The organism is Bradyrhizobium sp. USDA 4506, assembly GCF_054058795.1.
This window is the reverse complement of record NZ_JBSSBM010000002.1, coordinates 6,730,402-6,753,007: the sequence shown is the minus strand read 5'-3', so window position 1 is coordinate 6,753,007 and position 22,606 is coordinate 6,730,402. Positions and strand designations below refer to the sequence as shown.

The 22,606-nt window shown below is 65.1% G+C and carries 22 protein-coding genes; 12 read left to right on the top strand and 10 right to left on the bottom strand.

Annotated elements, in window-relative coordinates; translation table 11 throughout:
• The first annotated feature begins 119 nt into the window (after positions 1–119).
• The 4 genes from odhB (at position 120) to ACVIHF_RS33885 (ending at position 4,248) form a co-directional block, all read left to right on the top strand.
• Positions 120–1,361, top strand: coding sequence for a 2-oxoglutarate dehydrogenase complex dihydrolipoyllysine-residue succinyltransferase (gene odhB / locus ACVIHF_RS33900; protein ID WP_456793233.1), 1,242 nt, complete (start codon positions 120–122; stop codon positions 1,359–1,361).
• A gap of 72 nt (positions 1,362–1,433) precedes the next feature.
• Positions 1,434–2,183, top strand: a complete 750-nt coding sequence (locus tag ACVIHF_RS33895) for an SDR family oxidoreductase (RefSeq protein ID WP_028336311.1) — start codon at positions 1,434–1,436, stop codon at positions 2,181–2,183.
• A gap of 84 nt (positions 2,184–2,267) precedes the next feature.
• The gene (lpdA, locus tag ACVIHF_RS33890) at positions 2,268–3,668 is read left to right on the top strand and encodes a dihydrolipoyl dehydrogenase (protein ID WP_456793232.1); all 1,401 of its coding nucleotides are present in this window, start codon (positions 2,268–2,270) and stop codon (positions 3,666–3,668) included.
• A gap of 40 nt (positions 3,669–3,708) precedes the next feature.
• Positions 3,709–4,248, top strand: coding sequence for a hypothetical protein (locus tag ACVIHF_RS33885; protein WP_225163860.1), 540 nt, complete (start codon positions 3,709–3,711; stop codon positions 4,246–4,248).
• A gap of 144 nt (positions 4,249–4,392) precedes the next feature.
• On the opposite strand, the gene ACVIHF_RS33880 is transcribed toward ACVIHF_RS33885, so the two are convergent.
• Together ACVIHF_RS33880 and ACVIHF_RS33875 are read right to left on the bottom strand one after the other, a co-directional pair.
• Entirely contained in the window at positions 4,393–4,983 is a 591-nt protein-coding gene (locus ACVIHF_RS33880) for a DUF4337 domain-containing protein (RefSeq protein WP_028336314.1), read from the bottom strand.
• Positions 4,984–5,127: 144 nt separating this feature from the next.
• On the bottom strand, positions 5,128–6,099 hold the full coding sequence (locus ACVIHF_RS33875) for a tyrosine recombinase XerC (RefSeq protein ID WP_283066558.1): 972 nt from the start codon (positions 6,097–6,099) through the stop codon (positions 5,128–5,130).
• 234 nt (positions 6,100–6,333) lie between these two features.
• On the opposite strand from ACVIHF_RS33875, the gene ACVIHF_RS33870 reads away from it, so the two are divergent.
• The gene (locus ACVIHF_RS33870; protein ID WP_456793231.1) at positions 6,334–8,544 is read left to right on the top strand and encodes a primosomal protein N'; all 2,211 of its coding nucleotides are present in this window, start codon (positions 6,334–6,336) and stop codon (positions 8,542–8,544) included.
• Positions 8,545–8,762: 218 nt separating this feature from the next.
• On the opposite strand, the gene ACVIHF_RS33865 is transcribed toward ACVIHF_RS33870, so the two are convergent.
• Positions 8,763–9,254, bottom strand: a complete 492-nt coding sequence (locus tag ACVIHF_RS33865) for a septal ring lytic transglycosylase RlpA family protein (protein WP_225163857.1) — start codon at positions 9,252–9,254, stop codon at positions 8,763–8,765.
• Positions 9,255–9,883: 629 nt separating this feature from the next.
• On the opposite strand from ACVIHF_RS33865, the gene ACVIHF_RS33860 reads away from it, so the two are divergent.
• The 7 genes from ACVIHF_RS33860 to ACVIHF_RS33830 all read left to right on the top strand — a co-directional run bounded on the left by ACVIHF_RS33860 (position 9,884) and on the right by ACVIHF_RS33830 (position 16,396).
• Positions 9,884–10,444 (top strand): F0F1 ATP synthase subunit delta, encoded by a 561-nt coding sequence (locus ACVIHF_RS33860; protein WP_028340805.1) that lies wholly within the window; start codon positions 9,884–9,886, stop codon positions 10,442–10,444.
• Positions 10,444–11,973, top strand: coding sequence for a F0F1 ATP synthase subunit alpha (gene atpA / locus ACVIHF_RS33855; protein WP_225645261.1), 1,530 nt, complete (start codon positions 10,444–10,446; stop codon positions 11,971–11,973). Before ACVIHF_RS33860 ends, atpA begins: the two co-directional genes overlap by 1 nt.
• A 91-nt stretch (positions 11,974–12,064) precedes the next feature.
• Entirely contained in the window at positions 12,065–12,943 is an 879-nt protein-coding gene (locus ACVIHF_RS33850; protein ID WP_057020916.1) for a F0F1 ATP synthase subunit gamma, read from the top strand.
• 25 nt (positions 12,944–12,968) lie between these two features.
• Positions 12,969–14,411, top strand: a complete 1,443-nt coding sequence (atpD, locus tag ACVIHF_RS33845) for a F0F1 ATP synthase subunit beta (RefSeq protein WP_016843821.1) — start codon at positions 12,969–12,971, stop codon at positions 14,409–14,411.
• 116 nt (positions 14,412–14,527) lie between these two features.
• Positions 14,528–14,935 carry a F0F1 ATP synthase subunit epsilon gene (locus tag ACVIHF_RS33840; protein ID WP_028336321.1) on the top strand — a complete coding sequence of 136 codons (408 nt, stop codon included), beginning with the start codon at positions 14,528–14,530 and terminating at the stop codon, positions 14,933–14,935.
• 205 nt (positions 14,936–15,140) lie between these two features.
• On the top strand, positions 15,141–15,296 hold the full coding sequence (locus ACVIHF_RS33835; protein WP_225163875.1) for a hypothetical protein: 156 nt from the start codon (positions 15,141–15,143) through the stop codon (positions 15,294–15,296).
• Positions 15,297–15,400: 104 nt separating this feature from the next.
• Positions 15,401–16,396: a helix-turn-helix domain-containing protein gene (locus ACVIHF_RS33830; RefSeq protein ID WP_253605449.1), complete on the top strand. Its 996-nt coding sequence runs from the start codon at positions 15,401–15,403 to the stop codon at positions 16,394–16,396.
• On the opposite strand, the gene ACVIHF_RS33825 is transcribed toward ACVIHF_RS33830, so the two are convergent.
• The 7 genes from ACVIHF_RS33825 to rsfS form a co-directional block, all read right to left on the bottom strand.
• Complete coding sequence (locus tag ACVIHF_RS33825) at positions 16,354–16,854, bottom strand: RNA pyrophosphohydrolase (RefSeq protein WP_092087086.1); 501 nt, start codon at positions 16,852–16,854, stop codon at positions 16,354–16,356. The genes ACVIHF_RS33830 and ACVIHF_RS33825 overlap by 43 nt on opposite strands.
• A 33-nt stretch (positions 16,855–16,887) precedes the next feature.
• Positions 16,888–17,391 (bottom strand): RNA pyrophosphohydrolase, encoded by a 504-nt coding sequence (locus tag ACVIHF_RS33820; RefSeq protein WP_028336325.1) that lies wholly within the window; start codon positions 17,389–17,391, stop codon positions 16,888–16,890.
• Positions 17,392–17,474: 83 nt separating this feature from the next.
• Positions 17,475–18,689 carry a divergent polysaccharide deacetylase family protein gene (locus ACVIHF_RS33815; protein WP_456793230.1) on the bottom strand — a complete coding sequence of 405 codons (1,215 nt, stop codon included), beginning with the start codon at positions 18,687–18,689 and terminating at the stop codon, positions 17,475–17,477.
• 150 nt (positions 18,690–18,839) lie between these two features.
• Positions 18,840–20,207, bottom strand: a complete 1,368-nt coding sequence (locus tag ACVIHF_RS33810; RefSeq protein ID WP_018269401.1) for a S41 family peptidase — start codon at positions 20,205–20,207, stop codon at positions 18,840–18,842.
• Positions 20,204–21,613: a murein hydrolase activator EnvC family protein gene (locus ACVIHF_RS33805; RefSeq protein ID WP_253605445.1), complete on the bottom strand. Its 1,410-nt coding sequence runs from the start codon at positions 21,611–21,613 to the stop codon at positions 20,204–20,206. Before ACVIHF_RS33805 ends, ACVIHF_RS33810 begins: the two co-directional genes overlap by 4 nt.
• 40 nt (positions 21,614–21,653) lie before the next feature.
• Positions 21,654–22,136, bottom strand: coding sequence for a 23S rRNA (pseudouridine(1915)-N(3))-methyltransferase RlmH (rlmH, locus tag ACVIHF_RS33800; protein ID WP_092087094.1), 483 nt, complete (start codon positions 22,134–22,136; stop codon positions 21,654–21,656).
• A gap of 50 nt (positions 22,137–22,186) precedes the next feature.
• On the bottom strand, positions 22,187–22,555 hold the full coding sequence (rsfS, locus tag ACVIHF_RS33795) for a ribosome silencing factor (RefSeq protein ID WP_456793229.1): 369 nt from the start codon (positions 22,553–22,555) through the stop codon (positions 22,187–22,189).
• Positions 22,556–22,606: the final 51 nt, after the last annotated feature.

Genomic DNA, 22,606 nt, shown 5'->3' with positions numbered 1-22,606 from the left:
CGCGTCATCCAGCAGAAGTGCTGTCGTCACGGAGTACCGGATCGCTCGCTTTGCGGGCGGTGGCGGACAAGTTTCACGACCGCAAATTTTGCGACCGCAGGGTTATCGAGGAAAAGACCATGACTGAAATTCGCGTTCCAACGCTCGGCGAATCCGTGACCGAGGCCACGATCGGCCGCTGGTTCAAGAAGGCCGGTGAAGCCGTCGCGGTGGACGAGCCGTTGGTGGAGCTGGAGACCGACAAGGTCACCATCGAGGTGCCCGCGCCGGTCGCCGGCACGCTCGGCGAGATCATCGCCAAGGACGGCGAGACGGTTGCCGTCGGCGCGCTGCTCGGCCAGATCAATGACGGCGCCGCTCCGGCCGCCAAGCCGGCTGCTGCGGCTCCCGCCAAGGCCGCCGCACCGGCTGCCGCTGCTGCGCCGGCTGCTGCCGCCGCGCCGAAGGCGCCGCCGCCGGATGCGCCGCTGGCACCCTCGGTCCGCAAGCTGTCCGCTGAAAGCGGCATCGATGCGTCCACCGTTCCCGGCTCGGGCAAGGACGGCCGCGTGACCAAGGGCGACATGCTGGCCGCGATCGAGAAGGCCGCCTCGGCGCCGACCCCGGTCAACCAGCCGGCCGCCGCCGTGCAGGTTCGTGCGCCGTCGCCGGCCGACGATGCCGCGCGCGAGGAACGCGTGAAGATGACGCGGCTGCGCCAGACCATCGCGCGCCGCCTCAAGGACGTGCAGAACACCGCCGCGATGTTGACGACCTTCAACGAGGTCGACATGACCGAGGTGATGAAGCTGCGGGCCCTCTACAAGGACACGTTCGAGAAGAAGCACGGCTCGAAGCTCGGCTTCATGGGCTTCTTCACCAAGGCGGTCGTGCAGGGGCTGAAGGACATTCCGGCGGTCAACGCCGAAATCGACGGCTCTGACCTGATCTACAAGAACTACTATCACATCGGCGTTGCGGTTGGCACCGACCGCGGCCTCGTGGTGCCTGTGGTGCGCGACTGCGACCACAAGTCGATCGCCGAGATCGAGAAGTCGATCGCCGACTACGGCCGCCGCGCCCGCGACGGCCAGCTCAAGATCGACGAGATGCAGGGCGGCACCTTCACCATCACCAATGGCGGCATCTACGGTTCGCTGATGTCGACGCCGATCCTGAATGCGCCGCAGTCCGGCATCCTCGGCATGCACAAGATCCAGGAGCGGCCGATGGTGGTCGGCGGCAAGATCGAGGTGCGCCCGATGATGTATCTGGCGCTGTCCTATGATCACCGTGTCATCGACGGCAAGGAAGCGGTCACCTTCCTGGTGCGCGTCAAGGAGAGCCTGGAGGATCCGGCCCGCTTGGTGCTGGACCTCTAAGGTCGTATCGCGCGCGGCGTCCGATCGGCTCGGGCGCCGCGATCTGTTGGTTGCTCACATTTGGGGATCAAAGTGACGGATAAGGTCGTTGTCATCACCGGCGGCAGCCGCGGCATCGGCCGCGCCACCGCGCTCGCTGCCGCCGCGCGCGGCTATCGCATCGTGGTCGGCTATGCATCCAACAAGACCGCGGCGGACGAGGTCGTCGCCGCGATCGAAGCCAGGAACGGCAAGGCGATCGCGGTGAAATGCGATGTCGGCAGCGAGCAGGACATCCTGGCGCTGTTCAAGGCGGCCGACGGCTTCGGCACGCTCGGCGCGCTCGTCAACAATGCCGGCATCGTCGGCAAGAGCGGTGTGCGTGTCGACGAGATGTCGGCCGAGCGTATCCAGCAGATGATGGCAGTGAATGTCACCGGCAGCATCCTGTGTGCGCGCGAGGCGGTGAAGCGCATGTCGACCAAGCACGGCGGCAAGGGCGGCGTCATCGTCAACCTGTCCTCGGTGGCGGCGAAGCTCGGCGCGCCCAACACCTATGTCGACTATGCCGCCTCCAAGGGCGCGATCGATTCCTTCACGATCGGCCTCGGCTACGAAGTCGCGAATGAGGGCATCCGCGTCGCCGGCATCCGGCCCGGCCTGATCGACACCGACATCCACGCCGCGGGCGGCGAGCCCGATCGTGCGCACCGGCTTGCCCATATGGTGCCGATGAAGCGTGTCGGCACCGCCGATGAAATCGCCAACGCCATCGTCTGGCTGATCTCGGACGAGGCTTCCTATGTCACCAGCGCGATCCTCGACGTGTCGGGCGGTCGCTAGCACACGATCAAGAGCGGGCGGCGGTCTGCCGTCACGATCGCGCCCGCGTAATTGTCACAGAGCTTAGCTACAGGACCTTCCATCATGGCTTCTTACGATCTCGTCGTCATCGGCACCGGCCCGGGCGGATATGTCTGCGCGATCCGCGCGGCGCAACTCGGCATGAAGGTCGCCGTCGTCGAGAAGGACGCGACGCTGGGCGGCACTTGCCTCAACGTCGGCTGCATGCCGTCGAAAGCGCTGCTGCACGCCTCCGAGATGTTCGAGGAAGCCGGGCACTCCTTTGCCAAGATGGGTGTCAGTGTCCCGGCGCCGAAGCTCGATCTGCCCGCGATGATGAACTTCAAGCAGCAGGGCATCGACGGCAACGTCAAGGGCGTCGAGTTCTTGATGAAGAAGAACAAGATCGACGTGCTCAAGGGCACCGGCAAGATCCTGGGCGCCGGCAAGGTCGAGGTCTCCGGCGACGGCAAGTCCGAGACCGTCGAGACCAGGAACATCGTGATCGCCACCGGCTCCGATATCGCCCGCCTGAAGGGCATCGACATCGACGAGAAGCGCATCGTGTCCTCGACCGGCGCGCTGTCGCTGGAGAAGGTGCCGGAGAAATTGTTGATCATCGGCGCGGGGGTGATCGGGCTCGAGCTTGGCTCGGTCTGGCGGCGTCTCGGTGCGGACGTCATGGTCGTGGAATTCCTCGACCGCATCCTGCCCGGCATGGACGGCGAGGTGGCAAAGCAATTTCAGCGCATGCTCGAGAAGCAGGGCTTCGTCTTCAAGCTCGGCGCCAAGGTCACCGCGGTCGATAGCTCCGGCAAGACGCTGCAGGCCAAGGTCGAGCCGGCCGCCAGCGGCGCTGCGGAAACCATCGAAGCCGACGTCGTGCTCGTCTGCATCGGCCGGGTGCCCTACACCGAGGGCCTCGGGCTGAAGGAAGCCGGCGTTGCGCTCGACGATCGCGGCCGCGTCGAGATCGACGCGCACTTCTCGACCAACGTGAAGGGCATCTACGCGATCGGCGACGTCGTGGCCGGGCCGATGCTCGCGCACAAGGCGGAAGACGAAGGCGTTGCCTGTGCGGAGATCATCGCGGGCCAGGCCGGCCACGTGAACTACGACGTCATTCCAGGTGTTGTGTATACCACGCCGGAAGTGTCGTCGGTCGGCAAGACCGAGGAAGATCTCAAGCAGGCCGGCGTCGCGTACACCGTCGGCAAATTCCCGTTCACGGCAAACGGCCGGTCCAAGGTCAATCAGACCACCGACGGCTTCGTGAAAATTCTCGCAGATGCGAAGACGGATCGGGTGCTTGGCGTCCACATTGTCGGCCGCGAAGCCGGCGAAATGATCCACGAAGCCTGCGTTCTGATGGAATTCGGCGGATCGGCCGAGGATCTGGCACGCACCTGCCACGCGCACCCGACCCGTTCGGAGGCGATCAAGGAAGCCGCGCTTGCGGTGGGCAAGCGCGCCATCCATATGTGATGATCGAAAGTCCGGCGTCAGCCGGGTTGAGATCATAGCGATGCTGCGCCGCCTGCTTCAGCCGTTCTGGGTCCTGCTTGCGATCATCTTCCTGGTCGAGGCTTGGCTATGGGACCATCTCGAGCCGATCGTGGCGCGAGCGGTGGCGTGGATTCCGCTCCGCGCGCTCAAGCAATGGCTTGCCGACCGGGTCGATTCGCTGTCGCCGGCGATGACCCTGATTGTCTTCGTCGTGCCGGTGATCCCGCTGTTTCCGCTCAAGCTGATCGGGCTCTGGCTGCTGGCGAACCAATACTGGTTCAGTGCGGTCTCGCTGATCCTGTTCGCCAAGTTCGTCGGCGTCGGCGTGACGGCCTTCCTGTTCGACGTGACGCGGCCGAAACTGCTGGAGATGCCCTGGTTCGAGGCGCTCTATAATTTCGTGATGGCGCTGCGGGCCAAGGCCACCGCGCTGGTCGAGCCGATCAAGCGGCGCATTCGCGAGATGATCAGTGGCGACGGCGAGGGCTGGGCGGCGCGCACGCTGCGCGTGATCGCGCGCTTCCGCAAAAGCGTGCATCAGACCAGCAAGCCTCTTTGATCAAAACTTTCTATTCCGTCATCCTGAGGAGCGCGGAACGCGCGTCTCGAAGGATGCACGGCCCGGCCGGTGGCCGTCGATCCTTCGAGACGCGCGCAAGGGCGCGCTCCTCAGGATGACGGTTCGAAAGCGGCGCGCTGCGCCTCAATGCAGATGCAGCAAGTGCGGCTGGAACAGGCCGAGCGCCGTCATCACGATGCCGGCGAGCGTCACCAGGCCGGAGACCCAGGCCAGCGCGATGATGCCCGTGATGATGGTCGCCGATGCCAGCACGATGGCGATCTGGAAGGCGGCGGAGGCAAGCTCGAAATGATGATATTTCGCGGTGGCCTCGTCGCGCTCATGCTCGGCGTGCTTGGCGCGTTCGGAGAGCTGCTCCGAACCCTCGCCGGTTTCCGGCTCCGAGCGATAGCGCGCAGCGGTCTTCTGCCAATCGTCGATCTGCTTCTGCAGCGCGGCCCTGGCCGCCTCGTCGGTGGTGGTCGCGAGGTTCAGCTTGCCCTGTTCGGCCGCGGTCTGCACCGCGGTCCGGCGGATGCTCTTGGCCTGGAAGAAGGCCCACAGGTTGGAGGCCTCGACATTCTTGCTGATCGATTCGGTCTGGGCGCCCTTGCCGAGCGTTTCCGACAGCGCCAGGCACAGGGCGATCACGGCGATCAGGAGCGCGATCTTCTTGTTCTCGCCCGAAGCATGCTCGGCATGCTCCGCGTGCTCCATACTTTCATGTGCGCTCATGATTCCCCTCCGGATGCGACCGCGCCACGATTGCCGAATGCGGTGCACAAGGCAAGGGCCGAACGGTTTTGGGTAACCGTCTGAAGATGAACGGCGCATGACGGCGGGCCAAAGCCCGCGCTTTATTTTTTCAGAACCGAACGTTCAACCTCGAGGATGCGCGGAGCGATAGACTTCGAGCAGGCGCTCGCTGTCGATGCCGGTGTAAATCTGCGTGGTCGACAGCGATGCGTGGCCGAGCAATTCCTGGATCGCACGCAGATCGCCGCCACGGCTGAGCAGATGCGTGGCGAAGGAGTGCCGCAGCGCATGCGGCGTTGCGCTGTCGGGCAGGCCAAGCGCGCCGCGCAGCCGCTCCATGGTGAGCTGGATGATGCGTGGGCTCAAGGGGCCGCCGCGCGCGCCGACGAACATCGGCCCGGTCGGGCTGAGCTGATGCGGGCAGATCGCGGCATAGTCCGCGATCAATTGCAGCACGTTTTGCAGCACCGGCACCATGCGGGTCTTGTTGCCCTTGCCGGTCACCACGAGCACGTCGCCTTCGCCGGGCTTCGGCACGTCGCGGCGCTTCAGCCCCAGCGCTTCGGAGATGCGCAGGCCCGAACCATAGAGCAGCGCCATGACGGCGGCGTCGCGCACCAGGATCCAGGTCTCGCGGGTTTCGTCCGCGCGCTCGTCGGCGTCGGCAAAGCGTTTCGCTGCTTCCATGTGAATCGGCTTCGGCAGGCTCTTCGCCACCTTGGGCGCGCGGATCGCCGAGAGCGCGCCGACCTTGCCCTTGCCCTCGCGTTCCAGGAAACGGCCGAACGAGCGCAGGCCCGCCAGCGCCCGCATCAGCGATCGTCCGCCGATCTCCTCGGTCCGGCGCATCGCCATGAAGGCGCGCACGTCGCTCGCCTCGAGCGCGGAAAATGCCTTGAGCGTCACCCGCGCGCCCCAGTGCCCGGCCAGGAAGGCGAGGCATTGGCGCACGTCCCGGGCATAGGCCTCGAGCGTCTTCGGCGACAGCCGCCGCTCCGCGCGCAGATGCGACAGCCAGCGCGTCATCTCCTGCGTAACCGATGCGTCGGCGCAGTCGAGTTCGAGCGGTTGGATGGGCTGATCGGTCCGGGCCATGTCCGTGTCTTAAGTCCGTGTCTTAAGGGCTATTGGCGTTGCTCATCTCCTGATTATATCGCACTGCCTTCGTTTACCGTTCGCTAAGGCGCGAAGCGGTGGTAGAGCGTTTTCGAGCGAAGTGGACGCCGGTTCGCGTGAAGAAAACGCGTCAAAACAAGAAGCTGGAGATTTGGTTCTGATTCAATCAGAAACCAAATCTCTAGCCCGCTCGGGTTCAAGGTTTCTGATTCAATGGACCATACCACGCGCCCCGGCCCAGCCTCTGCATCGACGATACGTGTCGTCGACGTGCTGGTGCCTGTCGCGCTGAACCAGACCTATTCCTACCGCGTTCCGCGCGGCATGGAGCTTGCGCCGGGCGACGTGATCGGCGTGCCGCTCGGGCCGCGCGAGGTCGTTGCGGTGGTGTGGGCGGAAAATGCCAATCCGGATCCGCGCCTGCACAACCGGCTCAAGGACGTCAGCGAGAAGCTCGATGTTCCGCCGCTGAAACCGGAGCTGCGCCAGCTGGTCGACTGGGTCTCCAATTACACGCTGTCGGCACGCGGCATGGTGCTGCGGATGACGCTGCGGATGGGCGAAAATCTCGGGCCGGAGCGGATGCGGCTCGGCGTGCGGCTGGTCGGCGAGCCGCCGCGGCGCCTGACGCCGGCACGCCGGCGGGTGATCGAGGTGCTGTCGGACCGCCTGCTGCACGGCAAGTCGGAGGCGGCCCGGGAGGCCGGCGTCAGTTCCGGCGTGATCGACGGCCTGGTCGACGAAGGCACCCTGACGGTTGAGGCGATGCCGCCGCCGGCACCGCCGCCCGTTCCGGATCCCTCCTACGCGCAGCCGGATTTTTCGCGCGAGCAGCGCAGCGCCGTCGACGTGATGCGGACGCTGGCCGCGAGCGGCAGCTTTCACGTCGCGCTGCTCGACGGCGTCACCGGTTCCGGCAAGACCGAAGTCTATTTCGAGGCGATCGCCGAGAATATCCGCCGCGGCAAGCAGACGCTGATCCTGATGCCGGAGATCGCGCTGACCGGCCAGTTCCTCGACCGTTTCGCGCAGCGCTTCGGCGTGCGGCCGCTGGAGTGGCATTCGGAGCTGACGCCGCGCACGCGCGCGCGCAACTGGGCCGCGATCTCCGAGGGCAAGGCGCCGGTCGTGGTCGGCGCCCGCTCCGCGCTGTTCCTGCCCTATGCCGATCTCGGTCTCATCATCGTCGATGAGGAGCACGACCAGGCCTACAAACAGGACGACGGCACGCATTATCACGCGCGCGACATGGCGGTGGTCCGCGCCCATATCGCAAAGATTCCGATCGTGCTGGCATCGGCGACGCCGTCGGTCGAGAGCGAGGTCAATGCGCGCAAGGGGCGCTACCAGCGCGTGGCGCTGCCGTCGCGGTTCGGCGGCCAGCACATGCCACATATCGAGGCGATCGACATGCGCCGCGCGCCGCCGCCGCGCGGCCGCTTCATTTCGCCGGTGCTGGCCGAGCAGATTCGCCATGCCATTGAGCGCCGCGAGCAGGCGCTGCTGTTCCTCAACCGCCGCGGTTACGCACCGCTGACGCTGTGCCGGGCCTGCGGCCACCGCTTCGCCTGCACCATCTGCGATGCATGGCTGGTCGATCACCGGTTCCGGCAGCGGCTGGTCTGTCATCATTGCGGCTTCTCGATGCCGCGGCCGAATATCTGCCCGCATTGCGCGGCCGAGGAATCGCTGGTCGCGGTCGGGCCCGGCGTCGAGCGCCTGCAGGAGGAGGCCGCCCACATCTTCCCCGAGGCACGGACGATGGTGCTGTCGAGCGATCTCATCACCTCGATCGAGACCATGCGCAGCGAGCTTAACGAGATCGCCGAGGGCCGCGTCGACATCATCATCGGCACCCAGCTGGTGGCAAAGGGCCACAACTTCCCGCGGCTCAATCTGGTGGGCGTCATCGACGCCGATCTCGGCTTGAGCAATGGCGATCCGCGCGCTGCCGAGCGGACGTTCCAGCTGCTGAACCAGGTGGTCGGCCGCGCCGGCCGCGAGCAGGGCCGCGGCGTCGGCTTTCTGCAGACCCACCAGCCGGAGCATCCGGTGATCAAGGCCCTGATCGCCAATGACCGCGAGGCGTTCTATGCCAGCGAGATCGAGATTCGCGAGCGCACCGGCTACCCGCCGTTCGGCCGGCTGGCGAGCCTGATCGTCTCCGCCGGCGACCGTCCGACCGCGGAAGGCTTCGCCCGCAAGCTCGCCGCGGTGGCGCCGCTCGATGAGCGGATCCAGGTGCTCGGCCCCGCCGAGGCGCCGCTCGCCGTCATCAAGGGCCGCTACCGCTTCCGCCTGCTGGTGAAGTCGCTGCGCAATGTCGACCTGTCGCAATATCTGCGCGAATGGCTGGAAGCCGGTCCCAAGACCAAGGGCAATCTGAAGCTCGAGGTCGACGTCGATCCGCAGAGCTTCCTCTAGTTCGTTCACTGTCCTCCGTCATTGCGAGGAGCGAAGCGACGAAGCAATCCATGTGTCCGCAAACGCGGTGAAATGGATTGCTTCGCTCCGCTCGCAATGACGGCGGCTGGTAGCACGTCCCGCAAAAGAAAAAGCCTGCCGTCATTTGCGACGGCAGGCCTTTTTGGCGCGAAGCAGGCCTCGCGGCCGTTACGCAACGCAACGCTTACTGAAGGCGCTTACGAGACGACCTCGGCGGTGACGCGGCCAACGCCGGCACCGGTCAGGCCGATGGCGCGGGCTGCGCCGGTGGAGAGGTCGAGCACGCGGCCGCGGATGAACGGGCCACGATCGTTGATGGTGACGACGACGCTGCGGCCGCCATGGGTGACGCGGAGCTTGGTGCCGAACGGCAGCGAGCGGTGGGCCGCGGTCATGGCGTTCTGGTTGAAGCGCTGGCCGGAAGCGGTGCGGCTGCCCGACTCATTGCCGTAGAAGGAGGCCATCCCCGAGAACGAGTGGCCGCCGGACGGCTGGATCGATGCATTGGCGTCGCGCCAGGACGAGCCTTCGGCGCGGGCGTGGTGATGATGGTGGTGGCGATGATGGTGGTGCCGGGACTTCGCGGACGCCTCGGTCACGCTGCCCCCGACCAGAATAGTTGCGGCTACAAAAGCAAGCGCCGTACGCGAGCGGGTTACGGTGCCCGCCGCCTTCTTGATATTCAGCATTGATAAGACCCTCAGACAGTATTGCCGCTAACGCGGCAAGTGGAACCCCCGTCCCTTCGTTGACCAAGGCCGTTTGGTTTCCCAATGAGGCACGAATTGGGCAGTAAATCCGGATTATCTCGTGCTGAAATATCTTGTTACCGCCTTGGGGTAGTCAATCGAGGTTCCGTAATCTTGCTGTTTAACCAATTCTTAACGACCAATATACTTGCCAATACTGATTATCGAGGCGACGGTAAGTTGTCGGTAAGTAATCGCTAAATGAAACCGCAGCCGGCCAGGAGTTCCCTGCGCGCTCGGCCATAGGCCTATGCAAATTTCGATGGAACAAAATCGCGGCGGCGCGAATCGGGTTCAGCGCGCCGCATTTCCGCGCGCCAAATTTTCCGGTTTGGCCGCCGGCTGCGGTCGGCAAAAAGCGCATGCGACAAGGCGGCACTCACGATGCCGTCATGTTGCACCTGCGCGATTGCTATGTTAGCAAAGCCGCGATTTTAACGGTCCCGGCACGTCCTGTGCCGGTCGAAAATCGAAGTCCCGCTTGAATTCCAAGGGCTTGGATCGCTAGGCGCTGCTTTGGTGGCGACGGTTTTTCCCTTGCGAATTTGACAGCAAAAAAGAGCGAGCTCGTGGCTGCTGAAGATCCGTCCGTTTCGGGAGTGTCCGGTCGTTACGCAACGGCCCTGTTCGAGTTGGCGCGCGACGAGCAATCCGTCGATCAAGTCCGGGCCGACCTCGACAAGTTCGAGGCCTTGCTCAACGAGAGCGCCGATCTCAAGCGCCTCGTCCGCAGCCCGGTGTTCGCCGCGGACGCCCAGCTGAAGGCGCTGACCGCGGTGCTCGACAAGGCCGGCATCGCCGGCACGTCGGCCAAGTTCCTCAAGGTGCTCACCGCCAATCGCCGGCTGTTCGCCGTTGCCGATGTGATCCGCGCCTATCGCGCGCTGGTGGCGAAGTTCAAGGGCGAGGCGACTGCGGAAGTCACCGTCGCCGAGCAGCTCAGTGACAAGAATCTCGACGCGCTGAAGGCCGCACTGAAATCAGTGACGGGCAAGGACGTCGCGCTCAACGTGAAGGTCGATCCCTCCATTATTGGTGGCCTGGTGGTCAAGCTCGGCAGCCGCATGGTGGATAGTTCGCTTCGCACCAAACTCAATTCGATCAAGAACGCGATGAAAGAGGCAGGCTGATGGACATCCGCGCCGCAGAAATTTCTGCGATCCTCAAGGACCAGATCAAGAATTTCGGCCAGGAAGCCGAGGTCACCGAAGTTGGCCAGGTGCTGTCGGTCGGTGACGGTATCGCCCGCGTCTACGGTCTCGACAACGTTCAGGCCGGTGAAATGGTCGAGTTCGAGAACGGCACGCGCGGCATGGCGCTCAACCTCGAAACCGACAATGTCGGTATCGTGATTTTCGGCGCCGACCGCGAGATCAAGGAAGGCCAGACCGTCAAGCGCACCCGCGCGATCGTGGACGCGCCGGTCGGCAAGGGCCTGCTCGGCCGCGTCGTCGACGCGCTCGGCAACCCGATCGACGGCAAGGGCCCGATCCAGGCCACCGAACGCAAGCGCGTCGACGTCAAGGCGCCCGGCATCATTCCGCGCAAGTCGGTGAACGAGCCGATGGCCACCGGCCTCAAGGCGATCGATGCGCTAATCCCGATCGGCCGCGGCCAGCGCGAGCTGATCATCGGCGACCGCCAGACCGGCAAGACCGCGATCGCGCTCGACACCATCCTGAACCAGAAGCCGCTCAACGCCCAGCCGGACGAGAACCTCAAGCTGTATTGCGTCTACGTCGCGATCGGCCAGAAGCGCTCCACCGTCGCGCAGTTCGTGAAAGTGCTCGAAGAGCAGGGCGCGCTGGAATACTCGATCATCGTCGCGGCCACCGCGTCCGATCCGGCGCCGATGCAGTACATCGCGCCGTTCACCGCCTGCACCATGGGCGAATACTTCCGCGACAACGGCATGCACGCCGTGATCATCTATGACGACTTGTCGAAGCAGGCCGTCGCCTATCGCCAGATGTCGCTGCTGCTGCGCCGTCCGCCGGGCCGCGAAGCCTATCCGGGCGACGTGTTCTACCTGCATTCCCGCCTGCTCGAGCGCGCCGCCAAGCTCAACAAGGAGCATGGCTTGGGCTCGCTGACGGCGCTGCCGGTCATCGAAACCCAGGCCAACGACGTGTCGGCCTACATTCCGACCAACGTGATTTCGATCACCGACGGCCAGATCTTCCTGGAAACCGATCTGTTCTTCCAGGGTATCCGTCCCGCCGTGAACGTCGGTCTGTCGGTGTCGCGCGTCGGTTCGTCGGCGCAGACCAAGGCGACCAAGAAGGTCGCCGGCAAGATCAAGGGTGAGCTCGCGCAGTACCGCGAAATGGCGGCGTTCGCGCAGTTCGGTTCAGACCTTGACGCCTCGACCCAGCGCTTGCTCAACCGCGGCTCGCGCCTGACCGAGCTTCTGAAGCAGCCGCAATTCTCGCCGCTGAAGATGGAAGAGCAGGTCTGCGTGATCTGGGCCGGCACCAACGGCTATCTCGATCCGCTGCCGCTCAACAAGGTCAAGGCGTTCGAGGACGGCCTGCTGTCGCTGCTGCGCGGCAAGAACGCCGAGATCCTCGATGCGATCCGCACCAGCCGCGATTTGTCCGACGACACCGCCGCCAAGCTGAAGACGGTGGTCGAAGGTTTCGCCAAGACGTTTGCATAACGAATGGGGCGTCGCCCGGCTCGCCGCCGGGCGTGACGAACGGAGGCTTGCGATCTGACCATTGTGGTCGGATCGCCGGGGTGAACGAAGAATGGCGTCACTAAAAGACATGCGGGTCCGCATCGCCTCGACCAAGGCGACGCAGAAGATCACCAAGGCCATGCAGATGGTCGCAGCCTCGAAGCTGCGTCGCGCGCAGAACGCCGCCGAAGCGGCGCGGCCCTATGCCACCAAGATGGATGCGGTGATTTCCAACATCGCCGCGGCAGCCAACGGCACGCCCGGCGCGCCGGCGCTGCTTGCCGGCACCGGCAACGATCAGGTGCACCTGCTTCTGGTCTGCACCGGCGAACGCGGCCTGTCCGGCGCGTTCAACTCCGCCATCGTGCGCCTGGCGCGCGAGCGGGCGAACGCGCTGCTCGCGCAGGGCAAGGAAGTCAAATTCTTCTGCGTCGGCCGCAAGGGCTACGAGCAGCTGCGCCGGACGTTCGAGAAGCGCATCGTCGAGCACCTCGACCTGCGTTCGGTGCGCCAGATCGGCTTCGCCAATGCCGAGGACATCGCCAACAAGGTGCTGGCTCGGTTCGAGGCCGGCGAGTTCGATGTCTGCACGCTGTTCTACTCGCGCTTCCAGTCGGTGATCGCGCAGATCCCGACCGCGCAGCAGATCATCCCGCTGGAGGTGGCTGCGCCCGCGGCCAATGCGGCGCCCTCCACGTCCTACGAATACGAGCCTGAGGAAGACCAGATCCTCGGCAGCCTGTTGCCGCGCAACCTCGCGGTGCAGATCTTCCGCGCGCTGCTGGAGAACAACGCCTCGTTCTATGGCGCGCAGATGAGCGCGATGGACAGCGCGACCCGCAATGCCGGCGAGATGATTCGCAAGCAAACCCTGATTTACAACAGAACCCGTCAGGCCCAGATCACGAAGGAGCTGATCGAGATCATCTCCGGCGCTGAGGCGGTCTAAGGCAGATTTCGAAGGAGAACAGTCCATGGCTACAGCAGCCAACCAGATCGGTCGCGTTACCCAGGTCACGGGCGCCGTGGTCGACGTGCAGTTCGAAGGCCACCTTCCGGCGATTCTGAACGCGCTCGAGACCAAGAACGGCGGCAACCGCCTGGTCCTCGAAGTCGCGCAGCATCTCGGCGAATCGACCGTCCGCACCATCGCGATGGACATCACCGAGGGCCTCGTGCGCGGCCAGGAAGTGACCGACACCGGCGAACCGATCCGGGTGCCGGTCGGCGAAGGCACGCTCGGCCGCATCATCAACGTCATCGGCGAGCCGATCGATGAAGCCGGCCCGATCAAGTCCGACGGCCTGCGCGCCATCCATCAGGAAGCGCCGACCTATACCGACCAGTCGACCGAAGCCGAAATTCTCGTCACCGGCATCAAGGTTGTCGACCTTCTTGCTCCGTACGCGAAGGGCGGCAAGATCGGCCTGTTCGGCGGCGCCGGCGTCGGCAAGACCGTGCTGATTCAGGAATTGATCAACAACGTCGCGAAGGCACACGGCGGTTACTCGGTGTTCGCCGGCGTCGGCGAGCGCACCCGCGAAGGCAACGACCTCTATCACGAGTTCATCGAATCGAAGGTCAACGCCGATCCGCACAACCCGGATCCGAGCGTGAAGTCGAAGTGCGCGCTGGTGTTCGGCCAGATGAACGAGCCGCCGGGCGCCCGCGCCCGCGTCGGTCTGACCGGTCTGACGGTCGCCGAGCACTTCCGCGACCAGGGCCAGGACGTGCTGTTCTTCGTCGACAACATCTTCCGTTTCACCCAGGCGGGCTCGGAAGTGTCGGCGCTGCTCGGCCGTATTCCTTCGGCGGTGGGTTATCAGCCGACGCTCGCCACCGACATGGGCGCGCTGCAGGAGCGCATCACCACCACGCAGAAGGGCTCGATCACCTCGGTGCAGGCGATCTACGTGCCGGCCGACGACTTGACCGACCCGGCGCCCGCCACCTCGTTCGCGCACTTGGACGCCACCACGGTGCTGTCGCGCGCGATCTCGGAGAAGGGCATCTATCCGGCGGTGGATCCGCTCGACTCGACCTCGCGCATGCTGTCGGCGCTCGTCGTCGGTGATGAGCACTACAACACCGCGCGCATGGTCCAGCAGATCCTGCAACGCTACAAGTCGCTGCAGGACATCATCGCTATTCTCGGCATGGACGAACTGTCGGAAGAGGACAAGCTGACGGTCGCCCGCGCCCGCAAGGTCGAGCGCTTCCTGTCGCAGCCGTTCCACGTCGCCGAAGTCTTCACCGGCTCGCCGGGCAAGTTCGTCGACCTCGCCGACACCATCAAGGGCTTCCGCGATCTGTGCCAGGGCAAGTACGACCATCTGCCGGAAGCGGCGTTCTACATGGTCGGCACCATCGAAGAAGCCGTCGAGAAGGGCAAGAAGCTGGCGGCCGAAGCCGCTTAAGCTTTGGGATGTCGTCATCGCCGGACCTGATCCGGCGATCCATCGCACGTGAAGTATTTTGACTGATGGACCCGCGGGTCGAGCCCGCGGGTGACAGCGCAAAGAACGGAAACACCATGGCCACCTTCCACTTCGATCTCGTCTCTCCCGAAAAGCTCGCCTTCTCCGGCGAGGTCGATCAGGTTGACGTCCCCGGTGTGGAGGGTGATTTCGGTGTGCTCGCTGGACACGCTCCGGTCATCGCCACGGTTCGTCCGGGGATTCTGACGATCACGACCGCCGGCAAGCGCGAGAAGGTGATCGTGCTCGGCGGTCTTGCCGAGGTGTCGGACAAGGGCCTCACCGTGCTCGCCGACGTCGCGACCGCGCTTGCGGACATCGATCGCGCGAAGTTCGCCGAGACGATCAACGAGATGCAGGAGAAGCTCGCCGAGAAGGAGGGCTCCGAGCTCGACCACGCGATCGAGCGGCTCGACCACTTCAAGAGCATCCAGCAAGAGCTCAACACGACGGCTATGCACTAAGGCGCGGTTGCCGACCGGCGATCGCGCCGCCATGTCGAGTGAGCCGACCCCCTTAGTGGAACAGCTCACACTTTTTCGATCATTGCCTGAGAAGGCTTGAATAATTCAACGCTCGCCACGCCCTGGCGAGCGTTCAATGCTTATTGCGCGCGGGATCGTCTGGCGGCATTCTCCCCGGCATATCTGGGTTCGGGGGCTGGTACTCATGAAGCGCAAGGTCGCAGCGATCCTCGCGGCCGATATCGCAGGTCAGAGCCGATTGGTTGCCGACGATGAGGAAGAAACGCTGCGGCGGCTCGCCTCTTCTCGACAAGTCCGCTTCTTCGCGGTCGGCCCGAACGAACGACCTGCAAATATGTGAAGCAGCTTACAGCAGGGATCGTGCACAAATGACAAGCTGCAGCACGATGACGATTTGGCCCGACCGCATCGCGATTTCATTCCTGACATAACGGACAAGCTGCCGTGCTGACCTTCACCACCGACGCTCTCCGCCCGCAGGACCGTTTCGAGCACTGGTGCGAGGTGCGCGGCAAGAGCCTGTTCGGGGTCACGATCGAGCTCGAGCGCGACAAGAGAGCCGATTTCCGCGGACACTTCTCGGCGACGCCGGTGGGCGGTGCCGTACTTGCGCAAATGTCGGCCTCCTCCTATCGCGTCAGCCGGACCGCATCCGACATCGCGCGCGTTCCGAGCAACAGCCTGCATCTCGCCTGGCAGGTGCGCGGCCCCGGCCACATGAATATCGGTCGCGATCGTGTCCAGTTCGTGCGCAACGGCGACCTGGTGTTCGGCCACTCCAATCTTCCGTTTGCCTCGACACCCGAACGGACCGACGGCTTTGACTTCTTCAGCCTCAAGATCCCGGTCACCGACGAGCTCGTGCTCGGCGCGCGGATCGAGGATGCGCCGCCGGTCGCGCTGGCGCGTGATGCGAGCCTGACCCGGCTTGTCGGCGCCATGTTCCGCTCGATGACGCGAGATCTCGCGCGAGCCGGGCAGTTCGCCGACGACGTTGCGCATATGGTGCGCCTGGCGCTGCTCGCGCGCGGACGCGTGCGGCCACGCCAGGACGAGATCCGTGCCGCGCTGCACGCGGGCTACCTTCATGCCGCCCGCGAAATTCTGTACCGCGACCTGCATCGCGCCTCGCTCACGCCGGCCGCGGTTGCCGCCGAGCTCGGCATTTCACTGCGGCAATTGCATGCGCTGTTCGAGCCGACCGGCCTGTCATTTGCGCGGACGCTGACGGCGGCAAGGTTGAAGGCGGCGAGGCGTGCGCTCTATGCCATACGGGAACGCAGCATCGACGAGATCGCGTTCTCGTGCGGCTTCGACAGCATCGCGACCTTCTATCGCGTCTTCCGTTCGACCTACGGCATGACACCGGGCGACGCGCGGCGCACACCGCCGCAGGATCAGCCGGCGAATTCCGCGAACCGGGTCGCGACCGCGCGATAGACATCGCGGCGGAACGGCACCACGAGATCGGCGACGCGGTCGAGGCGCTCCCAGCGCCATTGATTGAATTCGGCGGGCTGGCCGTTGCGCGGCGTCAATGGATCGATCTCCTCGTCGCGTCCGGTGAAGCGCAGCGCAAACCATTTCTGCCGCTGGCCGCGGAACTTGGCGAGCCGGTGCGATGCCGGTCCGTCATAGGCGGGGAATTCGTAGGTCATCCAGTCGGTCTCGCCGAGATAGTCGGCGTTGACCGCCCCGGTCTCTTCCCACAATTCGCGCATCACGGCCTGGCGCGGATCCTCGCCGGCGTCGATGCCGCCCTGCGGCATCTGCCATTCGAGGCCGGGCAGCACGATCTCCGGACCGTCGTCCTTGATCCGGTGCCCGATCAGCACGCGTCCGTCGGCGTTGAACAGCGCGATGCCCACATTGGGGCGATAGGGCTTATCTGATGACATCTCGGTGGGTACGTCGCGCGTTGACCCGGTCGGCTACTTGGCCGCCAGACCGGCGAATTCCTTCACGACGCGCTCATAGACCGGACGCTTGAACGGCACAATCAGCCCCGGCAGATTCTTCATCGGCTCCCAGCGCCAGGTGATGAACTCGGCCTTGTGGCCGCCGCCCGGATTGGCGACGTTGATCTCGTTCTCATCGCCGGTGAAGCGCAACGCGAACCACTTTTGCCGCTGTCCGCGATAGCGGCCCTTCCAGGCGCGGCCGGCGACGGTGCGCGGGATATCGTAGATCAGCCAGTCCGAGACCTCGCCGAGCTTCTCCACGGACTTGATGCTGGTCTCCTCATAGAGCTCGCGCCGCGCGGCCTGAAACGTATCCTCGCCGGGATCGACGCCGCCTTGCGGCATCTGCCAGACATGCGCGTCGTCGACATGCTCGATGCCGCCCGCGCGGCGTCCGATGAAGACCAGCCCCGCTGTATTCAGCAGCATGATGCCGACGCAGGTTCGATAGGGCAGGTCTTCATAACGTGCCATGCTGCCGCTACCTCGCACATTTTCTGGAGCCGCCCGACCCGGCCCCCCGGCAAGGTCTCGAGCTGCACCAACGGATTGAATCTTTAGCCCGATTTTGATTTCAGCATCGCCGTTGTCAATGGCACAAGCATAATGCCCTTGGAGTCCAGTGTCTTGAGCCAGGCGCCGAGCCGTTCGATCGAGACCGGCAACGCCGAGGCGACGCCCACCGCCGTGCCGCGTTCCTTGGCGATGGTTTCCAGCTTGACCAGCGCGCGGTCGATTTCCGCCGACGTCGGCACCGCGTCGATGGCGAAATCGGCCTTGGCGAACGGCAATGCCTGGCCCGCGGAGAGGGTCTGCGCGACGCTACGCGGGGTGGAACCGTCGTCGAAATAGCTCAGGCCGCGCTTTGCCGCTTCGCGGACGATGGGCTGCATCACGGGATCGGCCGCAACGAACCGGCCTCCCATGAAATTGGCGATCCCGGCATAGCCCTGCAGGCGGCTGAGGTGCCAATAGAAGCGGTCGAGGTTCTGCTCGCTGCTCAGCGTGGTCAGCAGGGTTTGCGGCCCGGGATCATTGTCAGGATAGTCGAATGGCTCCATCGGGATCTGCAGCAGGATCTCGTGACGCTGGGTCCGGGCACGTTCCGCAAGCTTGCCCGGATCGGAGCCATAGGGCGTGAAGGCCAGCGTCACCGCCGGCGGCAGCTTCATGATGGCGTCGGTGGTCTTGGCGGCGCCGACGCCGAGGCCGGCGACCACAATGGCGACCACGGGCATCCGGGCGGCCTTGGCGCGGTCAGCCTCGGCCGCGTAGACCGTGAACGGCTTCAGGCCGTCGGCGACCACCGGGATCATGCCGTAGCGTGACTTTTCCAGCAGGCGCGGATCGATGCCGGTCATCGCGAGTGGCGGCGTATCGCCATCGGCCTTGTCGGCCGGATCGCCGGCGCCGATCACCACGTCCTGGCGCTTGCCGCTGGAGCCGTCGATGATGGTGACGGTTCTCGCGTCACTGGCTGCGGCCGGGGTCTTGGCGGCGGATTTGGCCGCCGGTTCGGCCGCCGCCTGGGCGGCTGGAGCGTGCTTGTCGTCAGCGGCGGCGGGCGGAGGATTGCGGAGCGTGACACGGGCGATCGGCTCGCCCCCGAGCGGGTTGTCGTTGAACAGCGCGATGCCGACAAAGCCGACCAGCACGAGCCCGAGCAGCACGGCGAGCGCCTGCATCGCCGTGAATGGCAGGCGAAACCGGCGCGTCCTGCCCACGGTCGTCTGCCCAAGCGGCGTGCTCAGTTCGTCGGCCGCTTCTGCCATGACCCTCCCCGAATCAACAGCGCGAACGATAGCACGATGCGGTGCAATCCCGCGCGCCGGCCTGCCCGGCAAAGCACGGTTACGGGTGGACACCGAAAGCAGAAAGGGCGGCCCGCGGGCCGCCCTGTTCGCCGAATCGATCGGATTAAATCAGTTCGCGGCCTTGTTGCCCGGCTTGTCGACCGCGGCCTTGTCGCGCGCAGCCTCCGGCGCCGCTGGCGCGCTCGAGGTCGACTTGATGCCATGCAGCAGGTCGTCGGCCATCTTCAGCGCCTTGTCGTCCTTGGCGTCCGGCGGGACGTAGGACTGCGAGCCGGTCTTCTCGTCGCCGTCGTTCTTCAGATGGCCGCGCAGCGAAGCTTCGCCCTTGGTGTCGGTGCGCGCCTTCAGCTCTTCCGGCACGTCCTGCAGCACCTCGATGTCGGGCACGATGCCCTTGGCCTGGATCGACTTGCCCGACGGCGTGTAGTAGCGCGCGGTGGTCAGGCGCAGCGCGCCATTGCCCGAGCCGAGCGGGATGATGGTCTGCACCGAGCCCTTGCCGAACGAACGGGTGCCGACCAGCGTCGCCCGCTTGTGGTCCTGCAGCGCGCCGGCGACGATTTCGGAGGCCGATGCCGAGCCGCCGTTGATCAGCACGATCACCGGCTTGCCCTTGGTCAGGTCGCCCGGATGGGCGGCGCGGCGCTGGGTTTCCTCGGCGTTGCGGCCGCGGGTCGAGACGATCTCGCCACGCTCCAGGAAGGAGTCGGACACCGTGACCGCTTCTTCGAGCAGGCCGCCGGGGTTGTTGCGGAGATCGATGACGTAGCCCTTCAGCTTGTCGCCGATCTGGCCCTGCAGATTGGTGATCTCCTTCTTCAGGCCTTCGGTGGTCTGCTCATTGAAGGTGGTGATGCGGATATAGGCGATGTCATCGGCCTCGACGCGCGCACGCACCGAGCGGACGCGGATGTTGTCGCGCACCAGCGTGACGTCGATCGGATTGTCCTGGCCCTTGCGGATGATCTTGAGCTTGATCTTGGTGTTGACCGGACCGCGCATCTTCTCGACGGCCTGGTTCAAGGTCAGGCCCTGCACCGCCTCGTCGTCGAGGGTCGTGATGATGTCGTTGGCCATGATGCCGGCCTTCGAGGCCGGGGTGTCGTCGATCGGCGAGACGACCTTGATCAGGCCGTCTTCCATCGTGACCTCGATGCCGAGGCCGCCGAACTCGCCGCGGGTCTGCACCTGCATGTCGCGGAAGCTCTTGGCGTCCATGTAGCTCGAGTGCGGGTCGAGGCCGGACAGCATGCCGGAGATCGCGGACTCGACCAGCTTGCTGTCATCGGGCTTCTCGACATAGTCGCTGCGCACCCGCTCGAACACGTCGCCGAACAGATTGAGCTGGCGATAGGTGTCCGACGTCGCGGCGCGCGCGCTCGATCCCATCAGCACAGCGCGGGGCTGCGTGACGAAAAGCGTCAGGGCCGCGCCGGTGGCGGCGCTAAGGAGAATTACCGAAGTCTTGCGCATCATCCGCGAACCTTTTCGCCTTCATTTGCGGCCCACCATGGACCTGGATCGATTGGAGTGCCGTCTTTCCGGAACTCGACATAGAGCACTGGCTGGCTCGCATTTGTCGCGAGAATGGATGCAACTTGGGACGTCGACCCCATGGTCGCAACCGGCTCCCCCGTAAGTACAAACTGGCCGATGTTTACCGAAATACGCTCCATCCCGGCGATCAGGACATGATACCCGCCCCCGGCATTGAGGATCAAGAGTTGTCCATAGCTACGGAAAGGACCAGCGTAAACAACCCAGCCGTCACACGGGGTTGTGACCTGCGCGCCCGGCTTGGCTGCCAAAGAAATGCCTTTTTGTACGCCCCCCGCGCCGTCGGAACCGCCAAATTCGCGAATCTTGGTGCCGTTCACGGGATAGGAGAACAGGCCCTTGGCCGAGGCGAAAGCGACCGCCGGGCTCATGCGGGCCGGGTCCTTGAGCGCCCCCAGATTCGGCTTGCCATTAACCGTCGCCGGCGCTCCCTGGAGGCTGGCCGTGGCGGCGGCCTTGGCCGCGCTCTTGAGATCCTGCTCCATCTTGGCGATCAGGGTCTGCAGATTGTCGGCCTGCTTCGACAGCGCGATGGCACGGGCGCCTTCGGCCTCCATGTCCTTTTCGGCCGCGCTCTGCTGCCGTTGCCGTTCGTCGACCAGGGCCGCCAGCCGGGTCTGGTCTTCCTTCAGCTTGTCGCGGTCGGCCGCCAGCGCGTCGCGCTCGGTCGAGATGGTCTTGCGCAGCGCCACCAGCTCGCCGAGATCGGCCGCAAGCTTCTCGGCGCGGACGCGCAACTCCGGCACCACGGCGCCGAGCAGCATCGCAGTGCGCAGCGATTGCAGCGCATCCTCGGGCCGCACCAGCAGCGCCGGCGGCGTGCGTCGTCCGGCGCGCTGCAGCGCGGCCAGCACCTCGATCACCTCGGAGCGGCGTGAATCGAGCGAGGCGCGGATTTCGCGCTCACGGCCGTCGAGCGGCTGCAGGCGTGCCTCGGCGTCAGCGATCCGCGTCTCGACGCCGCGGACCTGGCCGGCAATATCGATCAGCTGCTGATTGAGCTTGCTGCGGTCCTGGCCGATCGCGGCGATGTCGGCCTTCAGCTTCTCCTGCAGCTCGGTCGCCTTGCGCTGCTGCTCGCGCGCGGCCTCGAGTTCCTGCTCGCGCTGCTTGATCGCATCGGGCGATGTCTCCGCGGTTGCGGCCTGCTGCGCCGGCGGCGCGGATTGCTGCGCTGGTGGTGTCGCTTGCGCGTGCGCCGCGGCCAGCGGATAGGCGGCGAACATCGCGAGCGACAGCGGCAGCGATGCCGGCAGCCGGCGGCGGCGCGCGGCGGTGCCGAGATGCGAAGCCGAATACGAAGCTGTGTCCCGCTTGTGCTGCATTCGCGTGAGTTCAGTGGTTTCGACTGTCCGTCACCACGCCTTACGCGCGATGATAGGGGTGGCCGGCCAAAATGGTTGCGGCGCGATAAATCTGTTCCAGAAGCATGACGCGGACCATTTGATGCGGCCAGGTCGCGGAGCCGAATGCAATTCGCAACAAAGCCTTGCGCTGCAATTCAGGCGAAAGTCCGTCTGCGCCGCCGATCACGAAGACAGTATGTGCTGTTCCCTCGTCGCGCCAGCGGCCGAGCTGCCGGGCAAAGCTCGCACTGTCGATGCTCTTGCCGCGTTCGTCGAGCGCGACCAGCGCGTGCTTCTCAGGCAGCAGCGCCGAGATCGCCGCGGCTTCTTCGGCAATGCGCGCGGCGGTGTCGCGCGCGCGGCTTTCCGCGATCTCGTGGATATCGAGGCCGCGAAACCCAAGCTTGCGGCCGATATCCTCGAAGCGCTCGCGGTAACGCTCGGCGAGCTCCCGTTCAGGGCCCTGTTTCAGACGGCCGATGCAGATCACGACAAGGCGCATCAACGCAGACTAGCTGCGCTGCAGCCGATTCGCATCGGCTTCGAACCCCCTTAGACCGCCGCGACCGCCGGGTTCTGAGTCCACAACCGCTCGAGGTTGTAGAACTCGCGCACCTCAGGCCTGAACACGTGCACGATCACCTCGCCGGAATCGATCAGCACCCAGTCGCAGTTGGGCAAGCCCTCGACATGGATGTTCTTGACCCCGTTCTCCTTGAGGCTCTTCGTCACATTTTCCGCGATCGCGCCAACGTGCCGGTTAACCCGGCCGGTGGTGACGATCATGTAGTCGGAATATGCGGATTTGCCCCGAAGGTCGATGGTGACCGTCTCTTCCGCCTTCATGTCCTCGAGGCGGGAGAGGATCAGGCTCAGCGTCTCGTTGGCATCCGGTTTGTCGGCGTCCGGTTGCGCCTGCAAGGCCGCGGTTTTGGTCGATGTTTTACGCGCAGTCTTTGGAACCTTGGGTAA